21 protein-coding genes are annotated in these 13,399 nt (G+C 35.7%); 7 read left to right on the top strand and 14 right to left on the bottom strand.

The features are described 5' to 3' along the window. Positions 1 to 79: 79 nt before the first annotated feature. The 8 genes from JOC86_RS11430 to JOC86_RS11395 all read right to left on the bottom strand — a co-directional run bounded on the left by JOC86_RS11430 (position 80) and on the right by JOC86_RS11395 (position 2,882). Positions 80 to 286 (bottom strand): YqaI family protein, encoded by a 207-nt coding sequence (locus JOC86_RS11430; RefSeq protein WP_205172498.1) that lies wholly within the window; start codon positions 284 to 286, stop codon positions 80 to 82. 275 nt (positions 287 to 561) lie between these two features. Continuing rightward, the gene (locus tag JOC86_RS11425) at positions 562 to 834 is read right to left on the bottom strand and encodes a hypothetical protein (RefSeq protein ID WP_205172495.1); all 273 of its coding nucleotides are present in this window, start codon (positions 832 to 834) and stop codon (positions 562 to 564) included. Next, the gene (locus tag JOC86_RS11420) at positions 831 to 1,343 is read right to left on the bottom strand and encodes a hypothetical protein (protein WP_205172492.1); all 513 of its coding nucleotides are present in this window, start codon (positions 1,341 to 1,343) and stop codon (positions 831 to 833) included. The genes JOC86_RS11425 and JOC86_RS11420 overlap by 4 nt, the downstream gene beginning before the upstream one ends. 3 nt (positions 1,344 to 1,346) lie before the next feature. Beyond that, positions 1,347 to 1,487 carry a hypothetical protein gene (locus JOC86_RS11415; protein ID WP_205172490.1) on the bottom strand — a complete coding sequence of 47 codons (141 nt, stop codon included), beginning with the start codon at positions 1,485 to 1,487 and terminating at the stop codon, positions 1,347 to 1,349. Between the two features lie 95 nt (positions 1,488 to 1,582). Further along, complete coding sequence (locus tag JOC86_RS11410) at positions 1,583 to 2,281, bottom strand: ORF6N domain-containing protein (RefSeq protein WP_205172488.1); 699 nt, start codon at positions 2,279 to 2,281, stop codon at positions 1,583 to 1,585. Further along, on the bottom strand, positions 2,281 to 2,472 hold the full coding sequence (locus JOC86_RS11405) for a helix-turn-helix domain-containing protein (protein ID WP_205172486.1): 192 nt from the start codon (positions 2,470 to 2,472) through the stop codon (positions 2,281 to 2,283). Before JOC86_RS11405 ends, JOC86_RS11410 begins: the two co-directional genes overlap by 1 nt. Continuing rightward, positions 2,454 to 2,630 (bottom strand): hypothetical protein, encoded by a 177-nt coding sequence (locus tag JOC86_RS11400; RefSeq protein WP_205172484.1) that lies wholly within the window; start codon positions 2,628 to 2,630, stop codon positions 2,454 to 2,456. The genes JOC86_RS11405 and JOC86_RS11400 overlap by 19 nt, the downstream gene beginning before the upstream one ends. 15 nt (positions 2,631 to 2,645) lie before the next feature. Then, positions 2,646 to 2,882: a helix-turn-helix domain-containing protein gene (locus tag JOC86_RS11395; RefSeq protein ID WP_205172482.1), complete on the bottom strand. Its 237-nt coding sequence runs from the start codon at positions 2,880 to 2,882 to the stop codon at positions 2,646 to 2,648. 168 nt (positions 2,883 to 3,050) lie between these two features. On the opposite strand from JOC86_RS11395, the gene JOC86_RS11390 reads away from it, so the two are divergent. The 3 genes from JOC86_RS11390 to JOC86_RS11380 all read left to right on the top strand — a co-directional run bounded on the left by JOC86_RS11390 (position 3,051) and on the right by JOC86_RS11380 (position 5,104). After that, entirely contained in the window at positions 3,051 to 3,416 is a 366-nt protein-coding gene (locus JOC86_RS11390) for a helix-turn-helix domain-containing protein (RefSeq protein ID WP_205172480.1), read from the top strand. Positions 3,417 to 3,556: 140 nt separating this feature from the next. Further along, entirely contained in the window at positions 3,557 to 4,072 is a 516-nt protein-coding gene (locus JOC86_RS11385) for a hypothetical protein (protein ID WP_205172478.1), read from the top strand. Between the two features lie 72 nt (positions 4,073 to 4,144). Further along, positions 4,145 to 5,104 carry a DUF6414 family protein gene (locus JOC86_RS11380; RefSeq protein ID WP_205172475.1) on the top strand — a complete coding sequence of 320 codons (960 nt, stop codon included), beginning with the start codon at positions 4,145 to 4,147 and terminating at the stop codon, positions 5,102 to 5,104. On the opposite strand, the gene JOC86_RS11375 is transcribed toward JOC86_RS11380, so the two are convergent. After that, complete coding sequence (locus tag JOC86_RS11375) at positions 5,088 to 5,255, bottom strand: hypothetical protein (protein WP_205172472.1); 168 nt, start codon at positions 5,253 to 5,255, stop codon at positions 5,088 to 5,090. The genes JOC86_RS11380 and JOC86_RS11375 overlap by 17 nt on opposite strands. Before the next feature lie 213 nt (positions 5,256 to 5,468). Here JOC86_RS11375 and JOC86_RS11370 point away from each other — a divergent pair, with 213 nt between their 5' ends. Genes JOC86_RS11370 through JOC86_RS11355 form a run of 4 tightly spaced genes read left to right on the top strand, consistent with a single transcriptional unit; the run spans position 5,469 to position 7,932 of the window. Beyond that, positions 5,469 to 6,035 carry an ImmA/IrrE family metallo-endopeptidase gene (locus tag JOC86_RS11370; protein ID WP_205172469.1) on the top strand — a complete coding sequence of 189 codons (567 nt, stop codon included), beginning with the start codon at positions 5,469 to 5,471 and terminating at the stop codon, positions 6,033 to 6,035. Further along, positions 6,032 to 6,376, top strand: coding sequence for a hypothetical protein (locus JOC86_RS11365; protein ID WP_205172459.1), 345 nt, complete (start codon positions 6,032 to 6,034; stop codon positions 6,374 to 6,376). Before JOC86_RS11370 ends, JOC86_RS11365 begins: the two co-directional genes overlap by 4 nt. Before the next feature lie 13 nt (positions 6,377 to 6,389). Then, complete coding sequence (locus JOC86_RS11360; protein WP_205172458.1) at positions 6,390 to 6,761, top strand: hypothetical protein; 372 nt, start codon at positions 6,390 to 6,392, stop codon at positions 6,759 to 6,761. A gap of 4 nt (positions 6,762 to 6,765) precedes the next feature. Continuing rightward, positions 6,766 to 7,932 (top strand): tyrosine-type recombinase/integrase, encoded by a 1,167-nt coding sequence (locus JOC86_RS11355; RefSeq protein ID WP_205172456.1) that lies wholly within the window; start codon positions 6,766 to 6,768, stop codon positions 7,930 to 7,932. 720 nt (positions 7,933 to 8,652) lie between these two features. Here JOC86_RS11355 and JOC86_RS11350 read toward each other — a convergent pair. From JOC86_RS11350 to JOC86_RS11330, 5 genes are all read right to left on the bottom strand, one after another. Next, positions 8,653 to 9,246 (bottom strand): kinase, encoded by a 594-nt coding sequence (locus tag JOC86_RS11350; RefSeq protein WP_205172453.1) that lies wholly within the window; start codon positions 9,244 to 9,246, stop codon positions 8,653 to 8,655. A gap of 65 nt (positions 9,247 to 9,311) precedes the next feature. Beyond that, positions 9,312 to 10,466 (bottom strand): GerAB/ArcD/ProY family transporter, encoded by a 1,155-nt coding sequence (locus JOC86_RS11345; protein ID WP_239587527.1) that lies wholly within the window; start codon positions 10,464 to 10,466, stop codon positions 9,312 to 9,314. 129 nt (positions 10,467 to 10,595) lie between these two features. After that, positions 10,596 to 11,015 carry a TIGR03826 family flagellar region protein gene (locus tag JOC86_RS11340; protein WP_205172451.1) on the bottom strand — a complete coding sequence of 140 codons (420 nt, stop codon included), beginning with the start codon at positions 11,013 to 11,015 and terminating at the stop codon, positions 10,596 to 10,598. Between the two features lie 60 nt (positions 11,016 to 11,075). Next, the gene (locus tag JOC86_RS11335; protein ID WP_205172436.1) at positions 11,076 to 11,780 is read right to left on the bottom strand and encodes a ComF family protein; all 705 of its coding nucleotides are present in this window, start codon (positions 11,778 to 11,780) and stop codon (positions 11,076 to 11,078) included. Beyond that, the gene (locus tag JOC86_RS11330; protein ID WP_205172433.1) at positions 11,773 to 13,263 is read right to left on the bottom strand and encodes an ATP-dependent helicase ComFA; all 1,491 of its coding nucleotides are present in this window, start codon (positions 13,261 to 13,263) and stop codon (positions 11,773 to 11,775) included. The genes JOC86_RS11335 and JOC86_RS11330 overlap by 8 nt, the downstream gene beginning before the upstream one ends. Positions 13,264 to 13,399 lie beyond the last annotated feature (136 nt).

Below are 13,399 nucleotides of genomic sequence, written 5' to 3'. Positions count from 1 at the left end.
TGCTTTATTTAAGAAAATCTACTAAACTAAAAATAATTAAATTGTTTTTTAGGAGCTCACTCTGCCAAGTGAGCTTTTTTCATGCCGTTTTGAACTTAAACTCATATTTTTCTGCCAAATAACGTTCTAGGTTGTCTTTCAAAATTAATTCTCCATCATCCTCAATAACATCATCGCCAGCTAAGATCTCGTCACCGAAATAATCAATTCCACAATGTTCTGGTTGAATTGTCATAGTTTCATAGCCTGTCCGATTTACTAGAGTAATTGCTGGAAGTTCTAGCATTATTTCACCTCCCTCTGATGGTCGTGATCCCCATCAAACTACCAAGAAGCTATAACGAGGCAGGGGATAGACCTCAACTTCTTAGTAGTTTGATAGGTACCAGTTGGCACCTACCATAGTAGAGTGGTATAATGAAAGTGCTGATTCTGAAGCAGTTATCTAACATGGGTCCGTTGGATAGCTGTCTTTTTATTTTTGTTTTTCATCTTTCAAAAAACCGCCTATCATAAATCCAAGTAAGAAGATCAATGCGATATAGAAGAATAGTGCTCCGATCATCCTCTCATTCTCCTTTGAACTACCGAAATCAAAACTCCGTCTTGTGCTAATTTCTGTGCTATTTTTACTAGTTGATTATAATTTCGTTTTTTCTCTTTCAACTTCTCCAATTCATTCACTGATTTCTCAATATCTTTCAATGAGCGTTTAACTTCTTCTAGATCATCAAAGCTAAGAGCGTGTTTTGCGTGATTGAGTAAGTCCATAGAACAAATATGTTCTAATAATGCCTTTTCCATGTCTTGAACGTGATACTGGTTTATATTCATTTTTTTAGCCTCCTAGCTTTTAATGAGACATGCCACTGTTTAATTTCATCTGCAAATGATAGGCCGTGCCATTCGCAGTTATCACCCACTAACGTGATGGCAACAGCTGCAATGTCTAATAGTTCCTTATTGGCATTTCGTAGGGTATTTACTTCTTCTAGGTTCATAAATCCAATTGGCTTTGTTGCTTCTACTTCATCAAGATGGCGTTTGGCTTCATCGATTTCTCGATTTGCTCTAGCGATTAGAGCAGCTGGTGTGTGATCTATGTAGTCACCATCTAAGTAAGGGATTGTGACACCGTCCGCAACTTCTCCCCATAAGGCTGTTGTAGCCTTTACATGGTCTAACTCAGAAGCTATATAAGGCATCACATCCTGTTTTAATTTCCGTTTATCCAATTCAATTTTGCCGAGTAATTCTTTACTGATCGGTAGATTAAGTGACATTTGTTCCTGAGTAAGTTCCCTTTCGTAACGACACTCGGCAATGGTTCTGCCGATAGACAATTTCTATTCCTCCTCTTCCTTAAATGCTTCTTCAAAAGTTGCTTCCAAGATGGAAACATATCTTTCTAACTCATCATCTGACATCTTTAAAATATCTGGACCATGACCAGGTACTGAACGGAATCGACTTGCTCTTTTCAGCAAGTTTTTTCTTTTTTCAGTTAGCTTTATATTAATCACTCCTTTGTACTTACGGTATTCTGTTAATAGACTTGGAACTGTTTTACAATTTAACTAGATTAAGAGACTTTCCTAGGTATCCAGTTTTCAATGTACCGAATGGCTGACTGTAATTCCCTTTGCTTAACGTCTTTGTAACTGGCAACTCCGAAACGATCTTTAATCTCTCGATAGAGTTCACGGAAAAGCTTGGCGGCTTCTGTTTTATCTTCCGTGAACTCATAAACTCGACGAGCTACACCTTTTTGTAAGCGACGTTGTTCACCACTAGTGAGTGTGATCTGTTCTTCTACTTTGTTATCAACAGATGTAATTAACTTTCTTATTTCATGTTGCTCCTTGATAATCGAATCATGACTTTCTACAAGATCAGCTGTCGTTCTTAAGACAGTTACAAGGGCTTTTTCTTTAGAAAGTGGTGTGACATTTTCTTTTACTGTGTAATATTCATCAACAAGCATTTCGTAAGCGTCCCACGCTTGGTCAGTGTTTAATGATTTTGCATGTAGCCAAGCTCCTTTTTCAGTCCAGAGATATAAACGATTTAAATTTAGCGAAAGGTCAATTTGTCCTTTTGCTCTGAACTCTCTTAATTCTTGACCTTCTAAAAGAAGGTAATGTTTATTTTCTTTGTAACGGTCTTTATTTCGATTGAAATTCTTAACGATTCTTTCAGAATCTGCTCCATATGCTTCTGCCAATTGAGAAGTAAGTAATACCCGTTGGTTATTTTCGATAATTGGTTTTAATTGATTCATTAGATAGCCTCCTTAGTTATTTCTGATTCTCTCTCGCGAATCCAAGCATCAATACTTTCAACTGTGAAAAGGATTCTGCGACGCACTTTGAAATGAGGAATTTGTTTTTCTCTAACCATTGTGTAGATGGTGTCTTGATGTACTCCCAGGTAGTCAGCAACCTCTTGAACCTTTAGAGTTCGTCGTTGCATAATTTCACCTCCCTTTGTGGTAAATAATCCAGCAACTCAACAATTTCCATCAGACGGTTAATTACATCTTGGTCGGTGTAACCGTCTTGGATCATCATTGCGGATTCTAAAACCATGTATTTGATTTGCGCCTTCAAGGTTTGCTCTGCGAGGTTCATGGTGTTACCTCCTTGTTAGGCAGTGTTAATACTTAATTGTTTGATAACGGATTCCGTTAGTTTAGTATCATAAAAAACACCTGGCTCTACTCCTAGAGCTATAGAAATTACTTTTAATCTTTCAACATCTAACCGGGTTGAACCACTTTCTATGTGTCTATATCCCTGTAATGACATACCTAATTTTTTTGCTAAGTGAGTTTTCGAAACACCTTTTGCTTCCCTAATTCGTTCGACATTTTTGTGAATCATGTTGTCACCTCCAATCACTAACGTTATCCGTTAATTACATATTAATAACGAATTCCGTTAATGTCAACACTTTTTGAAAATATTTTCTCATATACCGTTAGTTAAGTATCTAATGCCGTTACTAGGTGTTAAAATTAGTAATAATTGATGTTAATAGAGGTTGATTTTATGGATATCGGAAAAAGAATAAAAAATAGACGAAAAGAAAAAAACCTCAGACAAGAAGACCTTGCTAAAAAGGTTAATGTTTCTTCGCAAGTTATTTCCAATTGGGAAAGAGGTTACACTGAGCCTTCTCAAAGTGATGTCGCAAAGTTAGCTGATGCATTGGACTGTTCTACAGATTTTCTGCATGGAAGAACAGATGATCCTTCTAATTCAAATGAGGAAAAACTAAAAAAACTCCCTTTAGAAGAGGGTGATTCAATCCACTTCTTCGATATGGAAGGTCTAGATGAAGACGATATTGAATTCATCAAAAACCAAATTGAACATTTAAGGAAAAAAGCTAAAAAAAATGACACGGATAAATAACGTGTCTTTTCTTTGATACATAACAGTCAATATTTGTCGATTTTACCAAACTATTTATTTATGCATTCTGTTATCAATAGTCTATTAGGCTATTTAAATATAAAAGTTTCATAACAAAAATTAAAGGGGAGTTTCAAAGAATGAAAAAGCTATTTTTGTTTATATTTACTCTTTCGTTATTTCTTCTAGGTGCTTGTACTTCCGAAGAATCAAAAAAGGAAAATCCTGATTCCAAAGAAAAAGCTTCCAGTGAGGAAGTTGAAACCGAAAGTACAGAAGAGTCGGATAGTAAATACCCATTCCCAGAAAATGCTCAACCTGTTGGTGATGCGTCTATTTTAGTTAGTACACCAGCTGGAGATTCATCTAATGGAAATGTTCCTGTTTTGTTTGTGAACGAGGATGATATGTTAATTCAAATTGGTTTAGATGCTGAAAACTTCCAAGGTGATAAGGAAACGTTCATTTACATAAACAAAAAGTTTCTAACTACCGATCAATTTGGTGAGATGAACCAAACATCTTTAGACCTTCAAGAGGAACTGTTAGATCCAGGTGAATATACAGTAACTGCTGTTCAATTCGAAGGTAATGACCCAGCAAAAATGCCTGTTACATTCGTAGAAGCAAAATACAAAATCGAAGAAAAATCATAGAGTACTTAGCCCTTTTTCGGGCTTTTCTTTTAAAAAACAAATCGAACATATATTCCAAGGGGGAATTTACCAATGAAAGAAATTATTTATTTAGATACCGGAATACTACATTCTTATATCGCTCAACATAATGATGGGCTACCAACTGCAACTAGTAATGAAAGAGGAGAAGAAATTCAAGATACTAACGAAGAGGCTAATGGATTTCAAAGTAGAACTTCCTTTGAAGCAAAACTTAAATCAGGAAAATTTGAAATTCCAGTATTATTAAAAACACCAGAAGGTGAATTTAAGGTAGTAATTCAACCAGGAAAATTCGCTACTGAAAAATCAGTAATGACTCAGATAGAAAGTGGAAAAGAAATAATTTCAAAACAACTGCACGATAATGCTTTAGAAGCTTTTGTTACTCAATTAGAAGATGAAGGAAAAATGCATGAAATTGCAAGTGGTGAAATGGAAGGGAAAATGGTAAAGGTAAAGTCAAATTTTAAAATAATTGACTTTAAGTATTTAAAGAAAATTATACAACCTCAAACTTTAATAGATTTTATGTTCATGCAAACAGATAAAGAAATGCAATCTTTAATAAAAGAAATAGACAGTACTCCTAACAAGCAAGAAAGAACGAGACAAAAGGCTTTGATTAATCAAGAGCAATCTAAGATGGATAAGATAAAAAAAGATAAAAAAGAAGAGTTTGAGAAAATTGAAAAATCAATAAACTACTTAATTGATATTTTACCCATGGAATCATTTATTGTAATTGGAAATGCTATTGCCCCATTAAAAAATGAATATTTAAGAGAGAAAGCAAATGAATTAATGTTTAAATATGGAGGCGCAAGCTCTAGCTTAACGGTAACCTTGGTAGGAAAAGTGACTAAAAAAATAACAGATACAAATATGCCCGAATTTAATAAGGACCCCTTCTTTGAAATCCCTGCAATATTAAATAGTGTATTAAGTCCTTTAGGAATAATTAAGAAAGGCGACTTAATTATTTCACCAATAGCTATTTATTTCGAATAAGGCTAAAAGCCTCTCTTCTTTTCATCATTTGTTTCTTATGGGAAGAAATGTTTTGTCTTGTTTTATCATAAAATTGATCGTTTTTATGTTCTTGATCAATGATCTTTTTCGCAAATTTATTAAATAGATCATTTTTATTATTATTAAACATCCTAACACCTCCCATATTATTATTATTATCTTAACATGTAATAAATTATTCAAAAAGCATTATTTTGTTTACATTTTAACAGCCCTATCTTTAGGATAGGGCAACTTTATAGCTTTAATACGAACATACATTCTACACCGAGGTGAATTCACAGTGAGCTGCAAATATGTAAAAACACATCTAGAAGAATGGATTCAAGAGTTTTATCAACAAATGGGAATATTAGTTCCAGAAGAAATTAATGAAAAAGCGATTTCGAGATACTTAAGTATATCTCTTTCAAATAAAAAGGGTCCTTCTTATAACCTTAATATTTCGGGAATACGCGCTATTAATGTTGATTCAAGAAAAATTATTACTAAGCAAAGAGAACAGTTTTTTCACGAACTTTGTCATTCTCTCCTTCACCCAGGTAATCAGACGAAGATGGCGAAGACATTTAAGTTACTTCAAGAAAATAAGGCGGAAAACTTTGCATTACACTGTGCTATACCTACTTTCATGCTATTAAAATACGAAATTGCTAATTTAGATGTTGCAGCTGGCATTCCTTTTATCATGGACAAGTTTAAAGTTACTGAGGAATTTGCAAAAACTCGACTACGACAGTTTAGAAATAAGTTACTTCAAGCAAAATCAGATGAAGAGCTAAGAAAGAGAAAAGAACCGGTTTATAACTATTCAAAGGGGATTCCCCCTAGAAAATTTCCTAGTCATACTAATGAAATAGTCGAAAGAGCTTTAGCATTTAAAAAAAATCAGGCAGGTGTTTTTAATTGATCCATCACAAAGTCTACTCCCATTATCATCATGATGGAACCTTACCAATTTGGTTCGTTATAGATGTAAAAAGAAGTACCATTGATTGGAATGAGAATATACTTCATGTACCCATACAGCAACCCTTTGATGAACACAATGCAGAGGAATTTGACCAATTTGATATGAATTTATCTATTAATATGGGAGATTTAACGCTTGGTACTGAATCAAATAGTTTTGGAATTAATTTATGCAGAATTAAAAAAAGGTTAGAGAAATATGATGCAAAATCAAACGAAATATCAAATTTTGTACTTTTAACTCAAGATATAGCAGAAATTTTAAACATGACTGTATAAAAGGATGAGCCAAATGCCGCAGCAGAGACTCTATTACGAAGATGTAGATGGGAAAGTAATTCCTTACTGGTACGTACTTACTTTTAGACCTGGTGAAATTGATTGGGATAAAGATTTCTATTTTTATACACCAATAGCACCTTTTGAATTTTTTGAACGCGATGAATTTGACGATGAAGTCGTGAGTGCATCTATTTATGCAGCTGACTTTATTAGAAAGGGTCATCAACTAGGGATTAATTTAAAACTTGTAAAGAAACGTATTGATCAATACGGTGTGGATCCATATGTCGTTAGGCAATTAATTGTGCAAATTCCTGATATAGAGGAAGTTTTATCATACCTTCCTAATAAAAGAACAAAATCATTTATGATGATGAGGTGATTGTATGGCTAATGTTGAAGATCGCAAAAATGGTAGCTATCGTTTGACAGTTATTCTGGGATATGACGACAAAGGCACCCCAATTCGAGAAAGAAAAACAGTAAAAGCAAAAAATATGAAGGAAGCCAAGAAGATGCTTACTGTATTTGAGGCTGAAATCCTAACAGGAAAGTTTTTTAAGGCAGAGGATAAGATGACATTAACAGCATTTTATCCACAGTGGATAGAGAAACATGCTAAAGACACTTTATCTCCAGACACCCTACAAAACTATGTAAGTATCTTGAATAATAGAATCCTCCCAAAATACGGACATTTTAAACTGGAAGATATTAAAACAATCCATGTTGTAAACTTCGTTAACGATCTAAAAAAAGACGGTCAACGTCTTGATGGGAAGAAAGGAAAACTATCTGCATCATCCATCCTAAATTGTTACAAGGCATTTAATAACGTCCTCTCTTGTGCACATCGATGGAAATTGATAAAGGAGAACCCTGCCATTGGAGCCAAGCCGCCAAATGGAAAGTCTAAGAAATCAGAGGTCTATTCAAAAGAGGAACTATCTGAGTTACTAAATTTACTAGATAATAAACCACTTTTCTGGAAAACTCTTATCATGATGGCTGTATCAACCGGCGCACGTGAAGGTGAAATTGCTGCTCTTGAATGGAAACACCTGAACTTTGAAAAAGGTACTATACGAATTGAACAAGCGATTTCAGAAATAAAAGGTGAAGGTGTAAAGCTAAAAGGAACTAAGACAGGAAAGGATCGTACAGTTACTGTACCTGACACTTTATTAACCATGTTAAAAACATTAGAACGTTTACGAAAAGAAGAAAAGCTAAAGGTTGGAGAATTATTAGAGTGGCCAGATCACTTTTTTATATTCGCCAATGAATTTGGAAAACCTATTCGGCCAGATAGCATTGGTCAATGGTGGCGACGCTTTACGACAAGTAATCAATTCAAGCATATTCGCTTTCATGATCTTAGGCATACTTCTGCTACACTTTTAATTAATGAGGGTGTTCACGCAAAGGTTATCAGTGAAAGATTAGGTCATGCTGATATTTCCACGACAATGAACATATACGGTCATGTACTTGAAGAAGCTGACAAAACAGCAGCTACTCACTTTGAATCCTTCTTTGAAAAGAAAGCATAAATAATGGGGTTGCCTTGGGGTCGGTTTGGGGTCGAAACTCATCCCTAATCGACTTAAAGCAACCAAATTAATCATATTCACAGTCTAAAAACATTAATTTAACAAGGTTTCATCTAATATGTTCAGAGTGCTTCCTACCACGTAAGACCGCCTCCTAAGCTGTAGGTCGTGAGTTCGAATCTCGCCTGGGACGTATTATAAGTAAAGCGAAAACCCCTTTTATATCACGGGGTTTTCGCTTTTTTCATACTATTTAACTTTTAAATAAACTTATTGATTTGATTAATTAAACTAATATAGGATTCTGGCTTTCTATTCTTTAAAACTATTAACACAGGTATTAGAATTAATAGTAGCAGAGTGATGGTTATTCCTGCTTTAGCAAATGATTCTAACAAAAAATATCTAGAATTCACATATAAAACTATTGAAGATATTCCCCCTAGAAATAAAGCTTTAAAGAAAAAATGCCATTCGTGATTTTTGTCATTTGGTATTAATCTTGTTACTTGTTTAACACCAAAAGCTGCAAGTATTACGAACAGTATGGTATATGTAGAACCTAGTATCCCCATTAACATAAGTGACTTTCCTTTCGTATAACCGTGGTTATAACAATAGGATTAATTACTAAATTCGATAACCCCACCAGCTGTCAAATTCAAGCTGATGTAGAAGTCGCTTTTAGTTCCTAAGCTCGTACTTATTGTTTAAAACATTCTACCCCTCCAACACCAAATCCGCACCATTTTCAGGATCCTCCAACTTCAAATAGTACTCTTCCGCTTTCCAATAACGATTTTCAAACTTCGCCATATTCTTTTGTGTTTGTTCACTTTCCCGTAAAAATCTTTTATCCCACGGACAGTCTAGATAAACGGAATAATCGAAGTAGTCTCTCCATTCTCTCCGATGCAGAAAAACTCCCTCTATAATTATTAAACAAGTCTTAGGAAGAATAATATTTTTATGACCATGTGTATCCGTTTGAGGATCATAAAATGGAAGAGTTAGTTGATCAGAGCCTTTAAGCTTAACGAAAAAATTGTGCTTCAACCAATCAATGTCCCACTGCAAGCTGTAATACTCAAACCATTCTTCGTGACCAGTATTGTAACGTTTCTTACGTTCTACAATGTAGTCATCCATATGAAAAATACAGAATTGGGTACTTTGTTCTTCCAGCTTCATACTAAGGCTTTTCACAAAAGTTGTTTTTCCAGACCGACTTAACCCATCGACACCCAAAATAAAACGGCTACCTGATTCAAGATTCGGTAGCCGTTGTATAAGAGTAGTTATATTTTGTTTCAACCGTTATCTTCCCCCTTGAACTTCTTCTTTTTTAGAGCTACATGAACTCCTATTCAACTCTTTCCTCAAGAACTCCTGCTTTTCTCAATCTTTTTCCGAATAACAGCAATCCCTAATAATAACAAAGGCAAGATTAATCCGAAGGTGATTCCATATGGTGGCCATGTTTTCGTATCAAATGTTTGTAAATGAACAACATTTGGATGAAAGATTAATGCTGACGGAATCATGATCATTCCGAAAGGCAGCGTAAGGAAACGATAGTCTTTAAATTTAAAGAGCTGTGCGAACCCTATAATGGAACCGTAAAAATAGAGAGTCATTTTAATGTATAATGAAATGATCCACATGACAGCGATTATAACTTCAATTCGCTGGATAAAATCTCCTATGTTTATTTTTTCCGCTAATACATAGCTTGGGTATAAGTGTCTTGCTGTTTGGTCGGGACCAAGTACCAAAATACTTAAAAGGACAATAATAAATAAAAGGATTCCACCCAATAATGAACCAAGGAAAAAACCTTTACGAGCATTCTTCAGTTGATTAACACGTGCAGGAAAGATCATAAGTAATGCGACCAAAGGGAAAAAGGTAAAACTCAAAAAATAAACGATTGTCAATGTTATTGGTTTTGCCCCTGACTCAAGGACAGGTTGGGCATTTTTCCAATCAATTTGCGGTGAAATAAAAATGACGAGAACAATAAATAAAAAAATAAACCAAAAACATAGAATTTCTGCGGAACGGGCCATCACTTCAAGACCAAGCCAAATTCCCATAATAACAATAATTATAAAAAGAAACATGATTGATTCAATCGGTGTTTCCGGCATCAATTGGGTCGTCATAAACTCCCCAACATACAATAGTAATGCTAATGCATTATAATATAAGAAGAAAATGAAAGTGAAAGAAACTATTGAACCGATCCATTTCCCTAATAAATGTTCAATGATCTCTACAATTGACATTTTAGGGAAAAAATTGGCTAAAGCGGTATAAATCAATATAATGAACATTCCTACTCCGATACTAAGGATGACGGCAATAGGTGCGTCCTGCTTTGACTCGGCAGCCAATATCGACGGAATGACTAAAATGGCCGAACCGATTGTAAATAAAAAGGTTAATATCATAAATTGAAATGTGGATATTAAACCATTATCAAGCATTTTACCGTTTTCAATAATCATCTCACACCCTTTCTTACCATTCATTTACTTGTAACTTACTACCTATCGTATCCTTTCCAAGAAGGTTTTAATCTATAAGCTAGAATGATTTTCCCATAAAGAGAACCACCTCAAGAAAGGGTGGTTCTTTTCCATTTTACTGCTAGTGCTGCTTTACCTTCTGTTCAAACCCCTAGAATAATACGTTTTTTTATTATTTTTTCCTAAACTCTCCTTCCACTCTTCCTGTGCCTGGAAAGACTGAACATCGTGTTTAAACCCAGAAGTGCATTCATCACAAATCTTGCCTTTGTTGATGATTTTTCCACAATTGTCACATGGGTACCCCATATTAGGAAAGTGAGCAGGCTGTAACCGTCTTTTCTTAACCCATTTATGAATCAACTGTTCATCGACACCAGTGATTTCAACAACTCGCTCAATGGTTGCTGCACGATTTTCTCGTTTTCGTAAAAATTGATAAACCGCTTCGTACATTTTTTCTTCCTCTTTATAGCATTGATCGCAAACATCGCGAAATTGATTTTTGATAAAAATGTCATTACACGTAGGACAATTTAACAGTTCTCCCATTTAGTTCACCTCTACCTTGCTTTCTCTTAATGGTTATATCGACATAATAGGGAAAAAGCTTTAACGTGCAATTGTGAGAGAGTTGACTTCTTTTGCCCCTGCTTGTTTAAGTGTTTTGGCTGCTTGGCGGAGGGTAGAGCCTGTTGTGTAAATATCGTCTATTAGAAGGATTGACTGGTTTTTCAATGAAGAGGAATTGGTGGTTTGGAAAACATGTTGGTTTTGTATTCGTTCGGAGCGCGACTTTTTTGATTGTTTTTCAGAGTGAAGTCGTGTAAGGAGATGATTGGATTTTAGTCCAGCTTCTATTAAGATGGCATCTGCTTGATTAAAACCTCTTTCATATTGCCTTTCTTTGCTTAAAGGAATTGGAACGGCGAGATCGTATTGAAATGTTTTAACTAGCTCATGAATTTGTTGTGAAAAAGCTCTAGCTAACACATAATCTCCACGGTATTTGAATCGGGCTAAATATTCTTTGAGAAAATCGTTATATTCATAAATGGACGTGTTCCGAGTTAGGACTCCTCTCCACTCCCCGTTATTTTCCCATCTATGACAGTCAAAGCAAATATCCTCATCTACTAGACTACTATCTAGTTTTTCAAGATTCCTGGAGCAATGGGTACAGCTTTTCCCCTCTATTTTTACTAGTTGACTAGCACACTTTTCACACAACCATTGCTCCTGGAATTTTAATAATAATGTCGACCACGTGACGTCAAATCGGAGCTTTTGCTGACAATAAAGGCAGGTTTCATTCATCCATTAACCCTCTTTTCCTTGCTTGTTTATTCATATTGTCAATATGGAATAATGCTTTCATCATGTCCCGCGATCGCCCAAAATGAAAAAAAGTAATTGTCCCTTTAGGAAACTTCGAGCTTCTTCCAACTCTCCCGGAAATTTGGACAAGGGCACTTTCAGTAAAGGTTTCATCATCGGCTCCTATGACAGCGACATCGATGTTAGGGATGGTCACTCCCCTTTCTAATATGGTTGTTGTCAACAAAATGGGCACTTCACTATCTCTCATTTTTTGAACCTTCTCCTTTCTTTCTGGATCTTCTGCATGGACGGAGAGGATTTTTGAATGAAGCGTTTGAAAAAGCGGCAGGGCTTTTTCCATTATTTCAATATCTGGGAAAAAGATGAGGGCTTGTTTTTTGATTTCGAGTCGGTTTACCACCCACTCTTTTATTGGATAAGGGATTTTACCTTTATTGAAGGTCTTTTTCCAATCACCACCCCATTGAAAGGTCGGTATTGGAAGAGGCTTACGATGGTAGCGTGCTGGGATGGTGACATAGTTCTGTTTTCCTGATTTACATTCCCTTTGTAATTTCTGATTAGGAGTAGCCGTTAATAGAATTTTACTCGAGTCGATTTTACGAGCTTTTTCCACTGCCCGTTGAAGAGAGGCGTCAAAGGAATAAGGAAACGCATCGACCTCATCGACAATCATGACATCGAAGGCCTTTTTGAAACGAAATAACTGATGGGTCGTGGCGATGGTTAGTTGGGAGTATTCATGACGTTCTTCACTTCCTCCATAAAGTGCAGCTGGTTTAATAGCGGGAAACACTTTTCGAAGTCTTGGGACAAGTTCTAGAACTACATCGGTTCGCGGCGTTGCAATGCACACACGAAGACCTAACGAAAGAGCTTCATTTATTCCTTGAAAGAGAACCTCGGTTTTTCCAGCACCACATACCGCCCAAACTAAGACATCACACTTTTTATTCACCGCTTCAACCACTCTTGCTGAAGCGGTTTTCTGACCTTCTGATAAAACTCCATCCCAGTCGAGTGGTGAATCAATCATATGTTTAGGATTGGGGCCAGACCATCTGACAAGAGGCGAGCATTCCGAAACTTTCCCCATCATGATACAGTTGCGACAGTAGGAACAAGCTTGATGACAGCGGGAGCATGGCATATTTCCAAACAAGTGATGATCCGTATTGCCACAGCGCAGACATTCGAGTTTGCCGTGATTTGTCAAACCTTTTGAATAGTAGAGGTAGCCGTTAAGATAGTGATCTTGAATTTCTGTTAAGGGAAAAGGGATTTCGTCTAATAAAAGAGCTCGTCCTGAAAGGTGTTTTTGAAGTTTTGTCGAAGGAGAATAATTTGAGTTTAATGGAAGTGGAGTGAGATTTTCAATGCTGGCGATTCGGGTTGTATGAGTGGAGTTTTTTTCAAGTGGATCTGGTGTAAGTTTTTCATTTTGATAGCTGAATTTCATGGGCAACATTCCTTTCTTCGGTAATGAATGTCAAAGAGTCACCATAAAGGTTCGTCCTTATCATTTAGTTTGATAAAAAAGGGGAACAGCAAAATAAATAGAGGACTTAAATAACCCAATGTGAAGATTTGCTGCG

This window comes from Rossellomorea pakistanensis, from assembly GCF_016908495.1.
Lineage (GTDB): Bacteria > Bacillota > Bacilli > Bacillales > Bacillaceae_B > Rossellomorea > Rossellomorea pakistanensis.
This window is presented reverse-complemented; position numbering and strand designations above follow the sequence as displayed.